Raw genomic sequence first — 12,889 nt, 5'->3', positions numbered from 1 at the left:
GGGCTGGTGCCCGCCGGAGAGCTAGGCCGGATGCTTGAGGAATTCGTCAAGACCGTCACGGATTTCGCGCAGGCGAACCAGAGCCTCCTCCTGCCGATGATCCTCGTGATCGCCTTCCTCGAATGCCTGGCCTTCGTGTCGATCATCGCGCCCGCGACGGTGCTGTTCACGGCGCTCGGCGCGGTGGCGGGAGCGGCGGGAATCGGCCTCGTCCCGCTCGCGCTCACGGCCACCATCGGCAGCGTTGCAGGGTACTGGGTCTCGTACTGGCTCGGGCTGTGGCTCGGCCCTGCGATTCTCGAGCGCTGGCCCCTGAACCGCCGCCCGGATCTCGTCCGGAAGACGCACGACTTCTTCGAGCGCTGGGGAGCCGTCGGCATCCTGATCTCCCATTTCTGGGGGCAGGTGCGCCCGCTCGCGCCGCTGGTCGCCGGGATCGTGAAGATGTCCCCCCTGCCCTTCCACATCGCGAACCTCGTCGGCTCGCTCGGCTGGAGCTTCGGCGTCTTCTACGCGTCTGGCACCGTCGGTAGCCTTCTCAGGTGACGCCCCGGCGACGCAGGTTCGGCAGCAGGATCGCGACGACGCCTATCGCCGGGAGAAGCGCGCTGACCTGATACACGAACTCGATCGAGGTCCGGTCGGCGAGTTCGCCGAAGACTGCCGCGCCGAGCCCGCCCATGCCGAAAGACAGGCCGAAGAACAGCCCCGAGACGACGCCGATCCGCCCCGGCAGGAGTTCCTGCGCAAAGACGACGATCGCCGGGAAGGAGGAGGCCATGATGAACCCGATGGGGATCGTCAGGATCACGGTCCAGGTCAGGTCGACGTAGGGCAGTGCGAGCGCGAAGGGCAGGACGCCGAGAATCGACACCCAGATCACGAGCTTGCGGCCGATCCGGTCGCCGATCGGTCCGCCGAGGATCGTGCCCAGCGCGACCGAGCCCAGGAACACGAAGAGATAGATCTGCGCCGTCTGCACCGGCACGCCGAAGCGATGGATGAGATAGAACGTGTAGTAGGAGGTCAGGCTCGCCGAATAGAAATTCTTGGAGAAGACGAGCGCGACCAGGATCGCCATCGCCCAGGCGACCCGGCGGCCGGACAGCCCGTGATGCGGCGCGGACGGGCGCGGACGGGACGCCGCGGCGGCGAGGTGGCGGCGATACCATCGGCCGACCGCGGTCAGGATCGCGATGGCGAGAAGCGCCACGGCCGAGAACCAGACGACGCTCGCCTGGCCGCGCGGCACGACGATGAAGGCCGCGAGCAAGGGCCCGACCGCCTGCCCGAAATTGCCGCCGACCTGGAACACGGACTGCGCCAGTCCGTGCCGGCCGCCGGACGCCGCCCGGGCGATCCGCGAGGCCTCGGGATGGAATATGGCGGAGCCGGTCCCGATGAGCGCGGCGGCGAACAGGATCGCCCAGAAGCTGCCCGCATAGGCGAGGAGAACGAGCCCCGCGAGCGTGAAGCCCATCCCGACCGCGAGCGAGAAGGGCTGGGGCCTGCGGTCGGAGTACATGCCGACGAGCGGCTGCAGCAGCGAGGCCGTGAACTGGAACGTCAGCGTGATCAGCCCGATCTGAGCGAAGTCGAGCGCATAGCTCTCCTTCAGGATCGGGTAGATCGCCGGGACGAGCGACTGGATGAGGTCGTTCAGGCAGTGCGAGAGGCTGATCGCCGCGATGGCGCCGAGCGCGAGGCTGTCCTGCTGCCGCACCGCCCTGGGAGCGGCAGGCGGCAGCAGCTCCGCATTGGCGGTGTCGGCACTCATCGGCGGGCGGTCTCCGGGCAGGCGCCCGTCATAAACGCCCGGGAGCGCCGGCCGGCACGCGCCCGGCGCAAGGCTGCGCTGCGCCGGGACTATGCGACTTCGGTCAGGCGGAGGCCTGTTTCACGAAACGGTCCGTGAAGGTCGCCGCGAGGTCGATCTTGGCGCTGGCGAGCTCGGGATCGAGCTTGCGCAGCATGTCGAGCACGCTCTCCTGGCCTTCCTTCGGGATGATGCCGGTGCGCGAATAGCTCTCGAGGGAATTCTTCACGGCCCTGAGATAAAGGGTCTTGTCGCCGAGATGGTACTCGCCGGGCACCGTGTCGGCGACCTGTTCGGGAGTGGCCGAGGCGAGCCATTTCAGCGCCTTCACATGCGCGTTGACGAGCCGCTGCGTCGTGTTCGGGTTCGCGGCGATGAAGTCCTTCTTGAGATAGACCACGGCCGCCGGGTTCGAGCCGCCGAACAGCTCCTTCGTGCCGGACTCGGTACGGGTATCGATGAGGACCTTGATCGCGCCGTCGCCCTCGAGCTTCGCGATGACCGGGTCCAGATGCGAGATGGCGTCGATCTCGCCCTTCTGCATCGCCGCGACGGCGCCGGCACCGCCCCCCACGCCGATGAAGGCAACGTCGTTCGGCCTAAGCCCGGCTTTCACCAGGGCGTATTGCATCGTGATCGCGGTCGAGGAGCCCGGCGCCGTCACGCCGACCTTCCTGCCCTTGAGATCCGCGATCGTCTTGATCTCGCCGGCCTTCTCCGTCTTCACGGCGATGACGATGGCTGGGAAGCGGCCGAGTTCGCAGACGGCCTGGATCTCCTGACCCTTCGCCTGCATGCGGATGGTGTGCTCATAGGCGCCGGTGACCACGTCGACCGAGCCGCCGATCAGGGCCTGGAGCGACTTCGCGCCGCCGCCGAAATCGTTGATCTCGACATCGAGGCCTTCCTCCTTGAAGAAGCCGCGCCGCTCCGCGATCGTCAGCGGGAGGTAGTACAGGAGTGGCTTGCCGCCGACGCCGAGCGTGACCTTGGCCTTCTCGGGCGCGCCCGCTCCCTGGGCGAAGCTGCGCTCCGACAGGCTCCCCGCGAGCGTCAGCGCACTGGCGCCAACAAGGAATGAACGGCGTTCCATGGCGATCCTCCGATTGTCTTGCGGCGTCTCTCGCACAAGGCGCCGCGAGGGCGCAATCGCCGCTTTCGTCGATCCTTACCGCGCCCCCGAAGGTCCCGGCCGCCAGGCGAGGAGCCGGTTCTCGATCACCGTCACGAGCGAGTCGATCAGGATCACGAAGATCGCCAGGATGAACATGCCGGCGAAGACGCCCGTGACGTCGAACACGCTCTCGGCCTCGTGGATCTTGTAGCCCAGGCCGGCGGAGGAGCCGAGATACTCGCCCACCACCGCGCCGACGAGCGCGAAGCCGACGGAGGTGTGGAGGGAGGAGAACATCCAGGTGAGCGCGGCCGGCCAGTAGACGTGGCGCAGGAGCTGGCGCTCGTTCATGCCGAGCATGCGGGCATTGGCCAGGACGGTGGGCGAGACCTCGCGCACGCCCTGGTACACGTTGAAGAAGACGATGAAGAAGACGAGCGTGAAGCCGAGCGCCACCTTCGACCAGATGCCGAGGCCGAACCACAGCGCGAAAATAGGGGCGAGCACCACGCGCGGCAATGCGTTAGCCGCCTTGATGTAGGGGTCGAAGACCGCCGCCAGGAGGTCGTTCCGGGCGAACACGAAGCCGACCAGGATGCCGCCGCCCGCCCCGAACACGAAGGCGAGGATCGTCTCCTGCAGCGTGATCCAGAGATGGCCCCAGATCTCGCCGCCCGAGAGCTCGCGCCAGACGCGCGAGAGCACGTCGAGCGGCGTCGAGAAGAAGAACTGGAGGTTCTTCGGCTGGCCGACGATCGGATAGACCGTCACGACGTGCCAGACGACCAGCAGCGCCACGGCCACGAGGACCTGCAGGACGAGGAGCTTGGCGCGGTTCATCAGGCGATCTCCTCGGCCCCGTAGGCCTTCTGTACTTCCGTGCGAAGGCTGGCCCATATCTCCTTATGGATGCGGTGGAAATCCGGATCGAGCCGGATCTCGGCGGTGTCGCGCGGGCGGGCCAGCGGGACCGGAAAGTCGCCGATGATCCGGGCGGCGGGACCGGCCGACATGACGACGACGCGGTCGGCCAGCGCGATCGCCTCCTCCAGGTCGTGCGTCACGAAGAGGCACGCCTTCCGGTCGGCCGCCCAGAGCTTGAGGAGCAGGTTGCCCATGAGCTGGCGCGTCTGCGCATCGAGCGGCCCGAAGGGCTCGTCCATCAGAAGGATCTCGGGATCCCGGATCAGCATCTGGGCGAGCGCCACGCGCTTGCGCTGCCCTCCGGAGAGCATGTGCGGATAGGATTCGACGAAACTCTTCAGGCCCACGCGGCCGAGCCAGGCCCGCGCCTGGTCCAGCGCCTCGCGGCGCGGCACGCCCTTCGGCTCGAGCGCGACCGCGACGTTGTCGAGGGCGCTCTTCCAGGGCATCAGCGCGTCGGCCTGGAAGAGGTATCCGGCGCGGCCGTTCAGGCCGGAGAGCGGCTGGCCGAAGACGTCCACGCGGCCGGCGCTCGGGGCGAGAAGGCCCGCCGAGGCGTTGAGGAGAGTGGACTTTCCGCATCCGGTCGGCCCGACGATCGCGACGAACTCGCCGGGGCCGACCGCGAGATCGATCCCCTCGACGGCGCAGTAGACGGCACCCCCCTTCAGCGGGAAGGTGATCGCGACCCCGTCCAGCCTCACGGCCGCACTCCCCGACGAAGGCGTCTGCATCAACATCGCTGCCCTGTTCCGACTCCCACCCTCGACCTTCCGGCCGAGCGGCTTCCTAGCGATAGGCGACCAGCTCGCGCGGATCGAGCAGCGCGACGTCCTCCCGCGCCGTTTCGTAGCCGCCCCGGACCGCTTCGTCGAACCTGTTCCAGTCGAGAAGGCCGACGCCGTTCAGCCGCGGCCTCACGCAGAGGTCGGCCTTGGCCCGCATCTCGCGCTGGCGGCCGGTGGATTGCAGCGCGCTGGCATTCAGCAACATCTCGGGAAGGGTCGGAAGGTCGTAGTGGCGCCTAGGCCCCCTGAGCTTGTCCAGGAGGAGCGACAGGGTGTTCGGCATGCGGTCGAAATCGACCTTGCGGATCCGGTCCGTCTGGAGGTCGACGGCCACCACCTTCGAGACGCCGTAGCGCTGCATCACGTCGACCGGCAGGTTGTTGACGGTGCTGCCGTCCACATAGAGGTGCCCGTCGATCACGACCGGCGGGAGCGCGCCCGGGATGGCGAAGCTCGCAAGCAGGCTCCGCGACAGGGAGCCATGCGTCAGCACCGCCTCGGATGCCGTGGAATAGTTCGCCGCGACGCAGAAATAGGTGATCCAGGTATCTTCGACGCCGATGTCGCGCCCGGCGATCTCGGCGACCGCCGCCTCGATGATGCGGCGCGTCCGCTTGCCCTTGGCCAGCGAGATCAGGGGAAAGAGGTTGTAGTCGCCCGTGGGCGTGCCGTGCTCCACGAAGATGCGGCGCGCGGCACGAACCAGGTCCTCCCCGACCAGGTCCATGGCCCGCAGGCCGCCCATGACGGACCCGATGCTGGCGCCGCCCACGACGTCGACCACCAGTCCGGCGTCGCTGAGCGCGTTCATGACGCCGACATGCGCGAAGCCGCGCGCCCCGCCGCCCGAGAGCACGAGCCCCACGGCCCGCCCCGTCACCAGACGGGCAAGACGCTTCAGGTCGCGGTCGAGCGCCGGGCGGATGTGGATATGGCGGGCCACCGCCCGGCGGTCGAGCCAGGCGCGGGTGCCGAGCGGGCTCCGCTTCACCGCGTCATGCAGCAGGACGAGGCTCTGCACGGGTCTGACCGCACTGCTGCCGTCGTCGAGCAGGCGCGACTCGACCTCCGACACCTCCACGGACGCTTCCGCATCCGCCAAGAGGAGGATCTCGTCCGCGCGGCGCAGGCAGGCGCGCGTCCAATCTGTCGCATCGCGGTCGGCGAGCATGAGCAGGGCCGCGCTCGTCACCTCCGCGGCGTCGAACCACCTGGCGAGCGAGCCGTGCGGATTGCCCTGCTCGGCCCGGTCGGCCGCGGGCAGCGCCTCGTAATCCTCCGCCGTCAGCAGCCGCACGCTGCCGCCGAAGGAGCCGACCGCGTCCGTGAGCGCGTTGGCGAAGCCGCGCAGGTCCTTCACGGCGGTCACCGGCAGGATGCAGATCGTGACCCGTCCGGAGGCCCGGCGGCGGGTCTCCTCGCGGCGGAAGCGCTCGATGATGGTGCGCATCACGCTCATCGAGATCGCCGGCCCCCCGGCGAGGATCCGCTCGAAGGTCGGGCGCCTCATCCGGGCGACCAGCGAATCGCGTACCGCGACGACCGTCGCCGATCGCGGCTCGCCCGTGATGAGCGCGAGCTCGCCCACAGTCTCGCCGCGGACGATCTCCCCCAGGAGCTGCTTCAGCTGTCCGAGCCTGCGGGTGGCGCGCAGGCGGCCGCTCACCACGAAGAACAGCTCCTCCGAGCGTTCGTCCTCGCGCACGAGCGTCTCGCCGGCCCGGAGCGCCAGCACGGTCAGGTCCTTCTCGACCTGCTCGAAGAGGCTGTCGTCCGGCGTCTTGAAGAACTCGCGGAAGGCGGCGCGCAGCTCCTCGCGATGCTGCCTGGGACCCGCGAGATCATCCGCCATCAGCTTCCCCCGAAGCCCGCCCCGCCGGTGCGCCGCCGGCCCGGCGAGGCCTTCGGGATAAGCGGCGTCGAGCCTCGCCGGAAGTCAAGGGCTTGGCCGTGTAGCCTCGCCGTCCGGGGAGGTCAGCAGCCATTCCGCGGCGCGGGCGGCCGCGATGTCGCCGAGTTCCGCCGGCACGAGCCCGCCTGCCTCGACGCGCGCCACGTCCCGCCCGTGCAGGCCGGCGAGCGCTCTCCGGGTCGCGGCGGCGACATCCGCCTCCCCGGAGGCACCCAGGCTCTCCGGGTGAAGGGCGAGAAGCAGCGGCGAGCCCGATCCGAGCAGCGGCCCGAGCGTCGGCAGGACAGCGTATTCCCCACCCTCGATGTCGAGCTTGACGAGGTCCGGACGGCGGCCGCCGAGCTCGGACGCGAGCTCGCGCGCGCCGATGCCGGGGCTGGTCCAGGTCTCGCCCCTGCCGGCCAGCAGCGTGCTCGACATCGAATCGCCGGCCTTGCGGGGCGCGCCCATGCCGACCGCAGCTCCATCCGCCGAAAGCGCCCGCCCGATCACCCTGACGCGCTCGGCCAGGAGCGGATTGGCGTCCAGGTTGCGCCGAAGCTGATCCAGCGCCCGGGGATCGGCCTCGAGCGCCACGACCTCCGCGCCGAGCGAAGCGGCGTAGAGGCTAAGCGTTCCGACCCAGGCGCCGATATCCACGAACAGAGAGCCCGGCCCAAGGCAGGCCTCGAGGACGCGCAGCGTGCCCGGTTCCCAGGTGCCGGCCTCGACCCGGTTCCAGAAGGTCGGCTGGTCGTCGGCGACGAGGATTGCATGCGCCCCAATCGCCACCCGCCGCGCGGCTCGCGTCATGCGCGAAGCAGCCGGGAGGCGAGCGCCGTGTCGGCGAACTGCTTGAAGGACACGATCTTCCCCGCCTCCAGCCGGACGAGGTCGAGAAGCTCGGTCGAAGCCTCGAGCCCGCTTGCGGGGGCCCGCACGCGGGCGCTCCAATGGACCGCCGCCCTGTTCCCTTCGACGAGAACCGTGCGCAGTTCCAGGTCGTGGAACTCGAAGCTCGCCATGAGCCGCCGCAGCACCTCCCGCACGGCCGCGATGCCGAGCGCGCTCAGCGGGACCGGGCTTGCAGCCGGCGAGCCCAAGAGCATGAATTCCGCCCGGGGCGAAAAATGCGCCATGACGCCGTCCAGGTCGCCTCGCCGCCGCGCGTCGTACGCCGCCCTCAGGACAGCCTCGATTTCCGCCCTCTCCTCCATGACCCCCTCCGCTGGAAGGAGACTAGCGCTCCGCCAACCGCGAGGCCAACCATGGTCCGTAACGGGACGTGCCGGGCCGCCCTCATCCGGCCTCGGCGGCGGCCTGGCGGGTCGGTGCCAGCAGCCGGCTCGCGAGCGCGGTGTCCGCGAACTGCCTGAAGGACAGCACCTTCTCTCCCGAGAACCGGATCAGGTCGACGAGTTCGGTATGGGCCTCCTCGCCGGAAGCCGGCGCCTTCACATGCACGCGCCAATGCACGATGGCCCGGTCACCGTCGATCATCAGGTCGAGGATGCGGCCGTTGCGGAACTCGAAAGCCGAGATCAAGTGCCGCATCAGATCCCGCAGCGGCGCTTGGCCGGTGACGCTGCACGGGATCGCGCTCGAGGCGCCGCAGCCCGCGATCGAGAACTCGACGCTCTCGGCCGTGTGCCGGAGGATGCCGTCGACATCGCCGCGAATCCGCGCATCGTAGATCTCGCGGATCACCCTCTCGAGCGCAGCCTTGTCCGCCATCTGCCCCTCCCTCGCGCTTGTTGCGCGTCAGAGTAGAGACAGACGAACCGAACGCAAAAGGCCTTGACTGGGGGACCCCGCGCGGCGCGAGATCCCCCGCCCTCCGGGACGGGAAGGCCGCCTTCGCGGCGGCCTCGAAATCTTCAGTTCCGGCTCTTGTCGACGAGCGCCTTCTCCTTGATCCACGGCATCATGCCGCGCAGGCGCTCGCCCACCTCCTCGATCGGATGGGAGGCCATGCGGGCGCGCGTCGCTTTGAACGAGGTCTGGTTGACCCGGTTCTCCAGCATCCAGTCGCGAGTGAACTTGCCCGACTGAATGTCCTTCAGTACCCGCCGCATCTCCGCCTTGGTCTCGTCCGTGATGATGCGCGGACCCGTGACGTATTCGCCGTACTCGGCCGTGTTCGAGATCGAGTAGTTCATGTTCGCGATGCCGCCCTCGTAGATGAGGTCGACGATCAGCTTCACCTCGTGCAGGCACTCGAAATAGGCCATCTCGGGGGCGTAGCCCGCCTCGACCAGCGTCTCGAAGCCGGCCTTGATCAGCTCGACCAGACCGCCGCAGAGCACGACCTGCTCGCCGAAGAGGTCGGTCTCGCATTCCTCCCTGAAGTTCGTCTCGATGATGCCGGCGCGGCCGCCGCCATTGGCCGAAGCGTAGGAGAGGCCGAGGTCATGCGCGTTCCCGGTCGCGTCCTGGTGGATGGCGATGAGGGTCGGCACGCCGCCGCCGCGCAGGTACTCGGAGCGGACCGTATGGCCGGGTCCCTTCGGCGCCACCATGAGCACGTCGAGGTCCTTGCGCGGCTCGATCAGGTTGAAGTGGACGTTCAGCCCATGCGCGAAGAGGAGCGCCGCACCCTCCTTCATGTTCTCGTGCAGCTCGTCCCGGTAGATGTCGGCCTGAAGCTCGTCCGGCGTGAGCATCATCACGAGGTCGGCCCATTTCGCGCCCTCGGCAGGCGTGAAGACCTTGAAGCCGGCACCCTCCGCCTTGGCGCGCGTAGGCGATCCCGCCTTCAGGGCGATCGCGATCTCCTTCACGCCGGAATCGCGCAGGTTCTGCGCATGCGCGTGGCCCTGGCTGCCATAGCCGACGATCAGGACCTTCTTGCCCTTGATCAGATTGATGTCGGCGTCCCGATCGTAATAGACGCGCATAGAGGCTTCCTCCGGCTCAAGTCTTGCGGCGCCGCCCATCGGCCCCGCGGTGATCCGCCCCGAACAGGGCGAAGAACTGCGCCGTCGCCTGGACGGCATGATCGTCGATAGCCTGCCGGCTCGGCCGCTTCGCGTCCCCGAGCAGCAGCCGGATCTGGGTGTCCCGCACGACCAGCCCGAAGAAGACGCGGAACGCCTCCTCGCTGTCGGCGAAGTCGAGCAGCCCCGCATCGCGGCCCGCCTCCAGCACGGGCTCGAGACGCCGCCGCATCGCCAGGGGGCCGTTCTCCAGCACGATCCGGCCGAGCGCCCGCCCCTCGATCCCGGCCTCTCCCACGGCGAGACGGTTCAGCGCGATCGAGGCCTCTCCCGTGATCGTCCGCAGCCAGTTGCGGGCGAACTGGACGAGGCTCGTGCGCAGCACCTCCTCGTCGACGCCGCTTTCCGGGACCGGCAGGCCCTGCACCTGCGAGGCCTGACGCTGCACGGTCGCCGTCAGCAGGCCCTCACGGCCGCCGAACCACTTGTACAGCGTCTCCTTCGAGCAGCTGGCGCGCTCGGCGACGGCGTTCATGGTCGGCGCCTCGCCGCGCTCGACCAGAAGCGCAAGCGCAGCGTCGAGCACTTCCTGCTGCCGTTCCGTGAGCTCCACGCCTGCCGTTCCCGTGCGAAGACGGCCGGCGCCGCCAGGGCAGTACCGTAACGTACGGTACGATGCCCGGTCGATTAGGGGACGGGGTCGGCTCGGTCAAGCGCAAATGCCGGAATGCATTCACGCCGGCTGCGCGGGCGTGAGATCGTGCTACGCCGGGCGCCGGGCCACGTGATCGGGAGGCGAGCTTGGAGAACGGCGTGACACCGCAGGAGATCGTCGCATTCTGGACCGAAGCCGGGCCTGGCGCCTGGTTCACGAAGAGCGCGGAGTTCGATGCGCTCTGCCGCGAGCGCTTCCTTCCGGCCTACGAGGCCGCCGCCCGGGGCGAACTCGCAGCCTGGGAAGGCTCGGCCGAGGGGGCGCTGGCGCTCGTGATCCTGCTCGACCAGATGCCGCGCAACATGTTCCGCGGCGACCCGCGCACCTGGGCGACGGACCCCCTCGCCCGCGAGGCCGCAGAGCGGGCGCTCGCGAAGGGCTATGACAAGGACGTCCCGAGGGAGCTGAGGCAATTCTTCTACCTGCCCTTCATGCACGCGGAGGACCTCGCGGCGCAGGAACGCTCGGTTCGGATCTACGAGGCGCATGGCGATCCCGAGAACCTGAAATGGGCTCGTCATCACCGGGACGTCATCGCCCGGTTCGGGCGATTTCCCCACCGCAACGAAGTCCTTGGCCGCAAGACGACGCCCGAGGAGGCGGCTTACCTGGAGACGGACCCGTTCCGGGGCTGACCGGGAATCGCCATTCAGGGCAGCGCAATGCCTTCCCGCTCCAGTGCGCGCTGCACGGCCGGCCGCTCGCCCATCCGCGTGGCGTGGGCCGTCCAGGCTGGGAAATCGCGCGCCATGTCGAAGCCGAGCGCCGGTCCCCGGCCCCATGTCCAGAACAGGAACACATACGGGTCTGCGACCGAATACTCGCCACCGGCGGCCCAGTCGGACGAGGAGGCCGCGAGCCGCTTCTCCACCTGGCCCCAGACGTCCCGGCAGGTCTCGCGCGCCTTCTCGACGACGTCAGCCTTGGCGGCGTCGCTCGCGGCATAGCGCTCCGGACGGCGGACATGCGCATAGGCGACGTGGATGGTCGAGGCGCACCAGCCGAGCCATTCCACGCAGCGTGCCTCGTCGCGCGGGTCGTCCGGCCACAGCGAAGCGGTCGGGAACTTCCTGGCGATGTAGCGCAAGACGGCGGGGTTCTCGGTCACCACGAAGCCGTCGTCGGCGAGCGCAGGCACGCGCCCTTTCGGGTTGATGGCGAGGTAGTCAGGCTGCCGCTGCGCCCCTTCGGCCAGCTTCACGAGCACCGGCTCGTAATCCGCCGCCGCCTCCTCCAGAGCGATATGCGGCGCGAGCGAGCAGGCGCCGGGGGAGTAGTAGAGCTTCATGGTCGCGGGTCACTCCTGGACGTGCCAGATTTCCAAGCAGCCCGGCGAGCTTGTGTCGACCCTCCCGGACGATGGTTTCAGGCGCTGCTCGTCAAGCCCCTGCCTCACGGTACGGGCGACCCTGCAGGACGCCTATGGGGAACGGTTCCTGCCCCGGCGGCTCCGATGCGGCCGATCCTGCGCAATCGCGGACGAGCGACCCGCCGCTACTTCGGCGAGAGGCGGAGGATCCGCGAGGCGCCGCCGCCGCGCGTCTCGGTCATCGCGTAGACGGCGCCGTCCGGCCCGACCCTGACGTCGCGGATGCGGGCGCCGAGGGGGATGCGCTCCTCGCTCGCCACGCGATCCCCCGCCATTCGCAGCACCACGATCCCCTGGCTGACGAGCCCGCCGACGAGAAGCGCGCCGCGCCAGCCCAGGAACAGGTCGCCTTCGTAGGATGCCATGCCGGAGGGCGCGATCACCGGGTCCCAGTAATAGACCGGCTGCTCCGTCCCGTCCCGCTGCGTGACCCCGCCCCCGACCGACTGCCCGCTATATTCGAGCCCGTAGGTCACCTCCGGCCAGCCGTAATTCTTCCCCGCCTCGGGGCGGTTCAGCTCGTCGCCGCCGCGCGGCCCGTGCTCCACGATCCAGAGCCGGCCGGCCCCGTCCAGCGTCGCCGCCTGCACGTTGCGGTGGCCGAAGGACCAGATCGCGCCCTGGGCGCCTTCACGGCCCACGAAGGGGTTGTCGGGCGGGACGCTGCCGTCCGGGTTGATGCGGAACACCTTGCCGAGCCCGCTCGAAAGGGACTGCGCCTGGACGCGCGGCTCGCGGTCGGAGCGCTCGCCGACCGTGACGAAGAGCTTGCCGTCCGGCGCGAAGACCAGGCGGGAGCCGAAATGCATGTTGTTGTCCCAGGCCGGCACCTGCCGGAAGATCACCTCCAGCTTCTCCAGCCGCGGCTGCGCGCCCTCCTCGACGAGCCTCCCCCGGGCGACGCTCGTGCCGTTGCCGCCGCCCTGCCGAGGCTCGGTGAAGGACAGGTAGACCAGCCGATCCTCGGCGAAGCGGGGGCTCAGCGCCACGTCGAGCAGTCCGCCCTGCCCGCGCGAATCCACCGCCGGCACCCCGGCCACCGGACCGCCCGGCCGGCCGTTCCGTCCGACGATCCGGAGCCGCCCGGCCTTCTCGGTCACGATCATCCGCCCGTCGGGCATGAACTCGAAGGCCCAGCCGCCCTGGATGCCCTCCGCGACCGTCGCGGTCGCGACCGCGATCGGCCCGTCGGGGAGCGGCGCCCGGGTCTGGCCGGCAAAGGCCGGCCTCTGGTTCGGGGCGTTCGGCTCCCGGGTTTCGGCCGTCTGGGCCGCGATGGGCGCACCGGAGAAGGTCGCGAGCGAAGCCGCCAGCGCCGCAATCGTGATCCTCATGC

14 protein-coding genes are annotated in these 12,889 nt (G+C 69.5%); 2 read left to right on the top strand and 12 right to left on the bottom strand.

Features of this window, described 5'->3' with window-relative positions; genetic code table 11:
• Nucleotides 1–30: 30 nt before the first annotated feature.
• Entirely contained in the window at nt 31–546 is a 516-nt protein-coding gene (locus HJG44_RS05065) for a DedA family protein (protein WP_171217190.1), read from the top strand.
• Here HJG44_RS05065 and HJG44_RS05060 read toward each other — a convergent pair.
• The 10 genes from HJG44_RS05060 to HJG44_RS05015 form a co-directional block, all read right to left on the bottom strand.
• Nucleotides 539–1,777 (bottom strand): MFS transporter, encoded by a 1,239-nt coding sequence (locus HJG44_RS05060; RefSeq protein WP_171217189.1) that lies wholly within the window; start codon nt 1,775–1,777, stop codon nt 539–541. The genes HJG44_RS05065 and HJG44_RS05060 overlap by 8 nt on opposite strands.
• A 103-nt stretch (nt 1,778–1,880) precedes the next feature.
• Nucleotides 1,881–2,909 (bottom strand): ABC transporter substrate-binding protein, encoded by a 1,029-nt coding sequence (locus tag HJG44_RS05055; protein ID WP_171217188.1) that lies wholly within the window; start codon nt 2,907–2,909, stop codon nt 1,881–1,883.
• A gap of 75 nt (nt 2,910–2,984) precedes the next feature.
• On the bottom strand, nt 2,985–3,770 hold the full coding sequence (locus HJG44_RS05050) for an ABC transporter permease (RefSeq protein WP_171217187.1): 786 nt from the start codon (nt 3,768–3,770) through the stop codon (nt 2,985–2,987).
• A complete protein-coding gene (locus HJG44_RS05045) occupies nt 3,770–4,588 on the bottom strand; it encodes an ABC transporter ATP-binding protein (protein WP_210260903.1) in 819 nt (272 codons plus the stop codon). The genes HJG44_RS05050 and HJG44_RS05045 overlap by 1 nt, the downstream gene beginning before the upstream one ends.
• Nucleotides 4,589–4,643: 55 nt before the next feature.
• Nucleotides 4,644–6,494 carry a patatin-like phospholipase family protein gene (locus tag HJG44_RS05040; RefSeq protein WP_171217185.1) on the bottom strand — a complete coding sequence of 617 codons (1,851 nt, stop codon included), beginning with the start codon at nt 6,492–6,494 and terminating at the stop codon, nt 4,644–4,646.
• An 84-nt stretch (nt 6,495–6,578) separates the two neighbouring features.
• On the bottom strand, nt 6,579–7,346 hold the full coding sequence (locus HJG44_RS05035; protein ID WP_171217184.1) for an FkbM family methyltransferase: 768 nt from the start codon (nt 7,344–7,346) through the stop codon (nt 6,579–6,581).
• Complete coding sequence (locus tag HJG44_RS05030) at nt 7,343–7,750, bottom strand: nuclear transport factor 2 family protein (protein WP_171217183.1); 408 nt, start codon at nt 7,748–7,750, stop codon at nt 7,343–7,345. Before HJG44_RS05030 ends, HJG44_RS05035 begins: the two co-directional genes overlap by 4 nt.
• 82 nt (nt 7,751–7,832) lie before the next feature.
• A complete protein-coding gene (locus HJG44_RS05025) occupies nt 7,833–8,267 on the bottom strand; it encodes a nuclear transport factor 2 family protein (RefSeq protein ID WP_171217182.1) in 435 nt (144 codons plus the stop codon).
• A gap of 143 nt (nt 8,268–8,410) precedes the next feature.
• Nucleotides 8,411–9,430, bottom strand: coding sequence for a ketol-acid reductoisomerase (gene ilvC, locus HJG44_RS05020; protein WP_171217181.1), 1,020 nt, complete (start codon nt 9,428–9,430; stop codon nt 8,411–8,413).
• A gap of 16 nt (nt 9,431–9,446) precedes the next feature.
• On the bottom strand, nt 9,447–10,082 hold the full coding sequence (locus tag HJG44_RS05015; protein ID WP_346767090.1) for a TetR/AcrR family transcriptional regulator: 636 nt from the start codon (nt 10,080–10,082) through the stop codon (nt 9,447–9,449).
• Nucleotides 10,083–10,282: 200 nt separating this feature from the next.
• Between HJG44_RS05015 and HJG44_RS05010 the strand changes: the two genes are divergently transcribed.
• Nucleotides 10,283–10,819, top strand: coding sequence for a DUF924 family protein (locus tag HJG44_RS05010; protein ID WP_346767089.1), 537 nt, complete (start codon nt 10,283–10,285; stop codon nt 10,817–10,819).
• Between the two features lie 14 nt (nt 10,820–10,833).
• Here the strand turns inward: HJG44_RS05010 and HJG44_RS05005 are convergent, their stop codons facing one another.
• Complete coding sequence (locus tag HJG44_RS05005) at nt 10,834–11,472, bottom strand: glutathione S-transferase family protein (RefSeq protein WP_171217179.1); 639 nt, start codon at nt 11,470–11,472, stop codon at nt 10,834–10,836.
• Nucleotides 11,473–11,678: 206 nt separating this feature from the next.
• Complete coding sequence (locus HJG44_RS05000) at nt 11,679–12,887, bottom strand: PQQ-dependent sugar dehydrogenase (protein WP_171217178.1); 1,209 nt, start codon at nt 12,885–12,887, stop codon at nt 11,679–11,681.
• Nucleotides 12,888–12,889 lie beyond the last annotated feature (2 nt).

This window comes from Enterovirga aerilata, assembly GCF_013044135.1.
Lineage (GTDB): Bacteria > Pseudomonadota > Alphaproteobacteria > Rhizobiales > Beijerinckiaceae > Enterovirga > Enterovirga aerilata.
This window is presented reverse-complemented; position numbering and strand designations above follow the sequence as displayed.

Coding starts and splice junctions, on each gene's coding strand:
- HJG44_RS05065 (WP_171217190.1), top strand. CDS start 31: ATGCTTGAGGAATTCGTCAAGACCGTCACGGATTTCGCGCAGGCGAAC.
- HJG44_RS05060 (WP_171217189.1), bottom strand. CDS start 1,777: ATGAGTGCCGACACCGCCAATGCGGAGCTGCTGCCGCCTGCCGCTCCC.
- HJG44_RS05055 (WP_171217188.1), bottom strand. CDS start 2,909: ATGGAACGCCGTTCATTCCTTGTTGGCGCCAGTGCGCTGACGCTCGCG.
- HJG44_RS05050 (WP_171217187.1), bottom strand. CDS start 3,770: ATGAACCGCGCCAAGCTCCTCGTCCTGCAGGTCCTCGTGGCCGTGGCG.
- HJG44_RS05045 (WP_210260903.1), bottom strand. CDS start 4,588: ATGCAGACGCCTTCGTCGGGGAGTGCGGCCGTGAGGCTGGACGGGGTC.
- HJG44_RS05040 (WP_171217185.1), bottom strand. CDS start 6,494: ATGGCGGATGATCTCGCGGGTCCCAGGCAGCATCGCGAGGAGCTGCGC.
- HJG44_RS05035 (WP_171217184.1), bottom strand. CDS start 7,346: ATGACGCGAGCCGCGCGGCGGGTGGCGATTGGGGCGCATGCAATCCTC.
- HJG44_RS05030 (WP_171217183.1), bottom strand. CDS start 7,750: ATGGAGGAGAGGGCGGAAATCGAGGCTGTCCTGAGGGCGGCGTACGAC.
- HJG44_RS05025 (WP_171217182.1), bottom strand. CDS start 8,267: ATGGCGGACAAGGCTGCGCTCGAGAGGGTGATCCGCGAGATCTACGAT.
- ilvC (WP_171217181.1), bottom strand. CDS start 9,430: ATGCGCGTCTATTACGATCGGGACGCCGACATCAATCTGATCAAGGGC.
- HJG44_RS05005 (WP_171217179.1), bottom strand. CDS start 11,472: ATGAAGCTCTACTACTCCCCCGGCGCCTGCTCGCTCGCGCCGCATATC.
- HJG44_RS05000 (WP_171217178.1), bottom strand. CDS start 12,887: ATGAGGATCACGATTGCGGCGCTGGCGGCTTCGCTCGCGACCTTCTCC.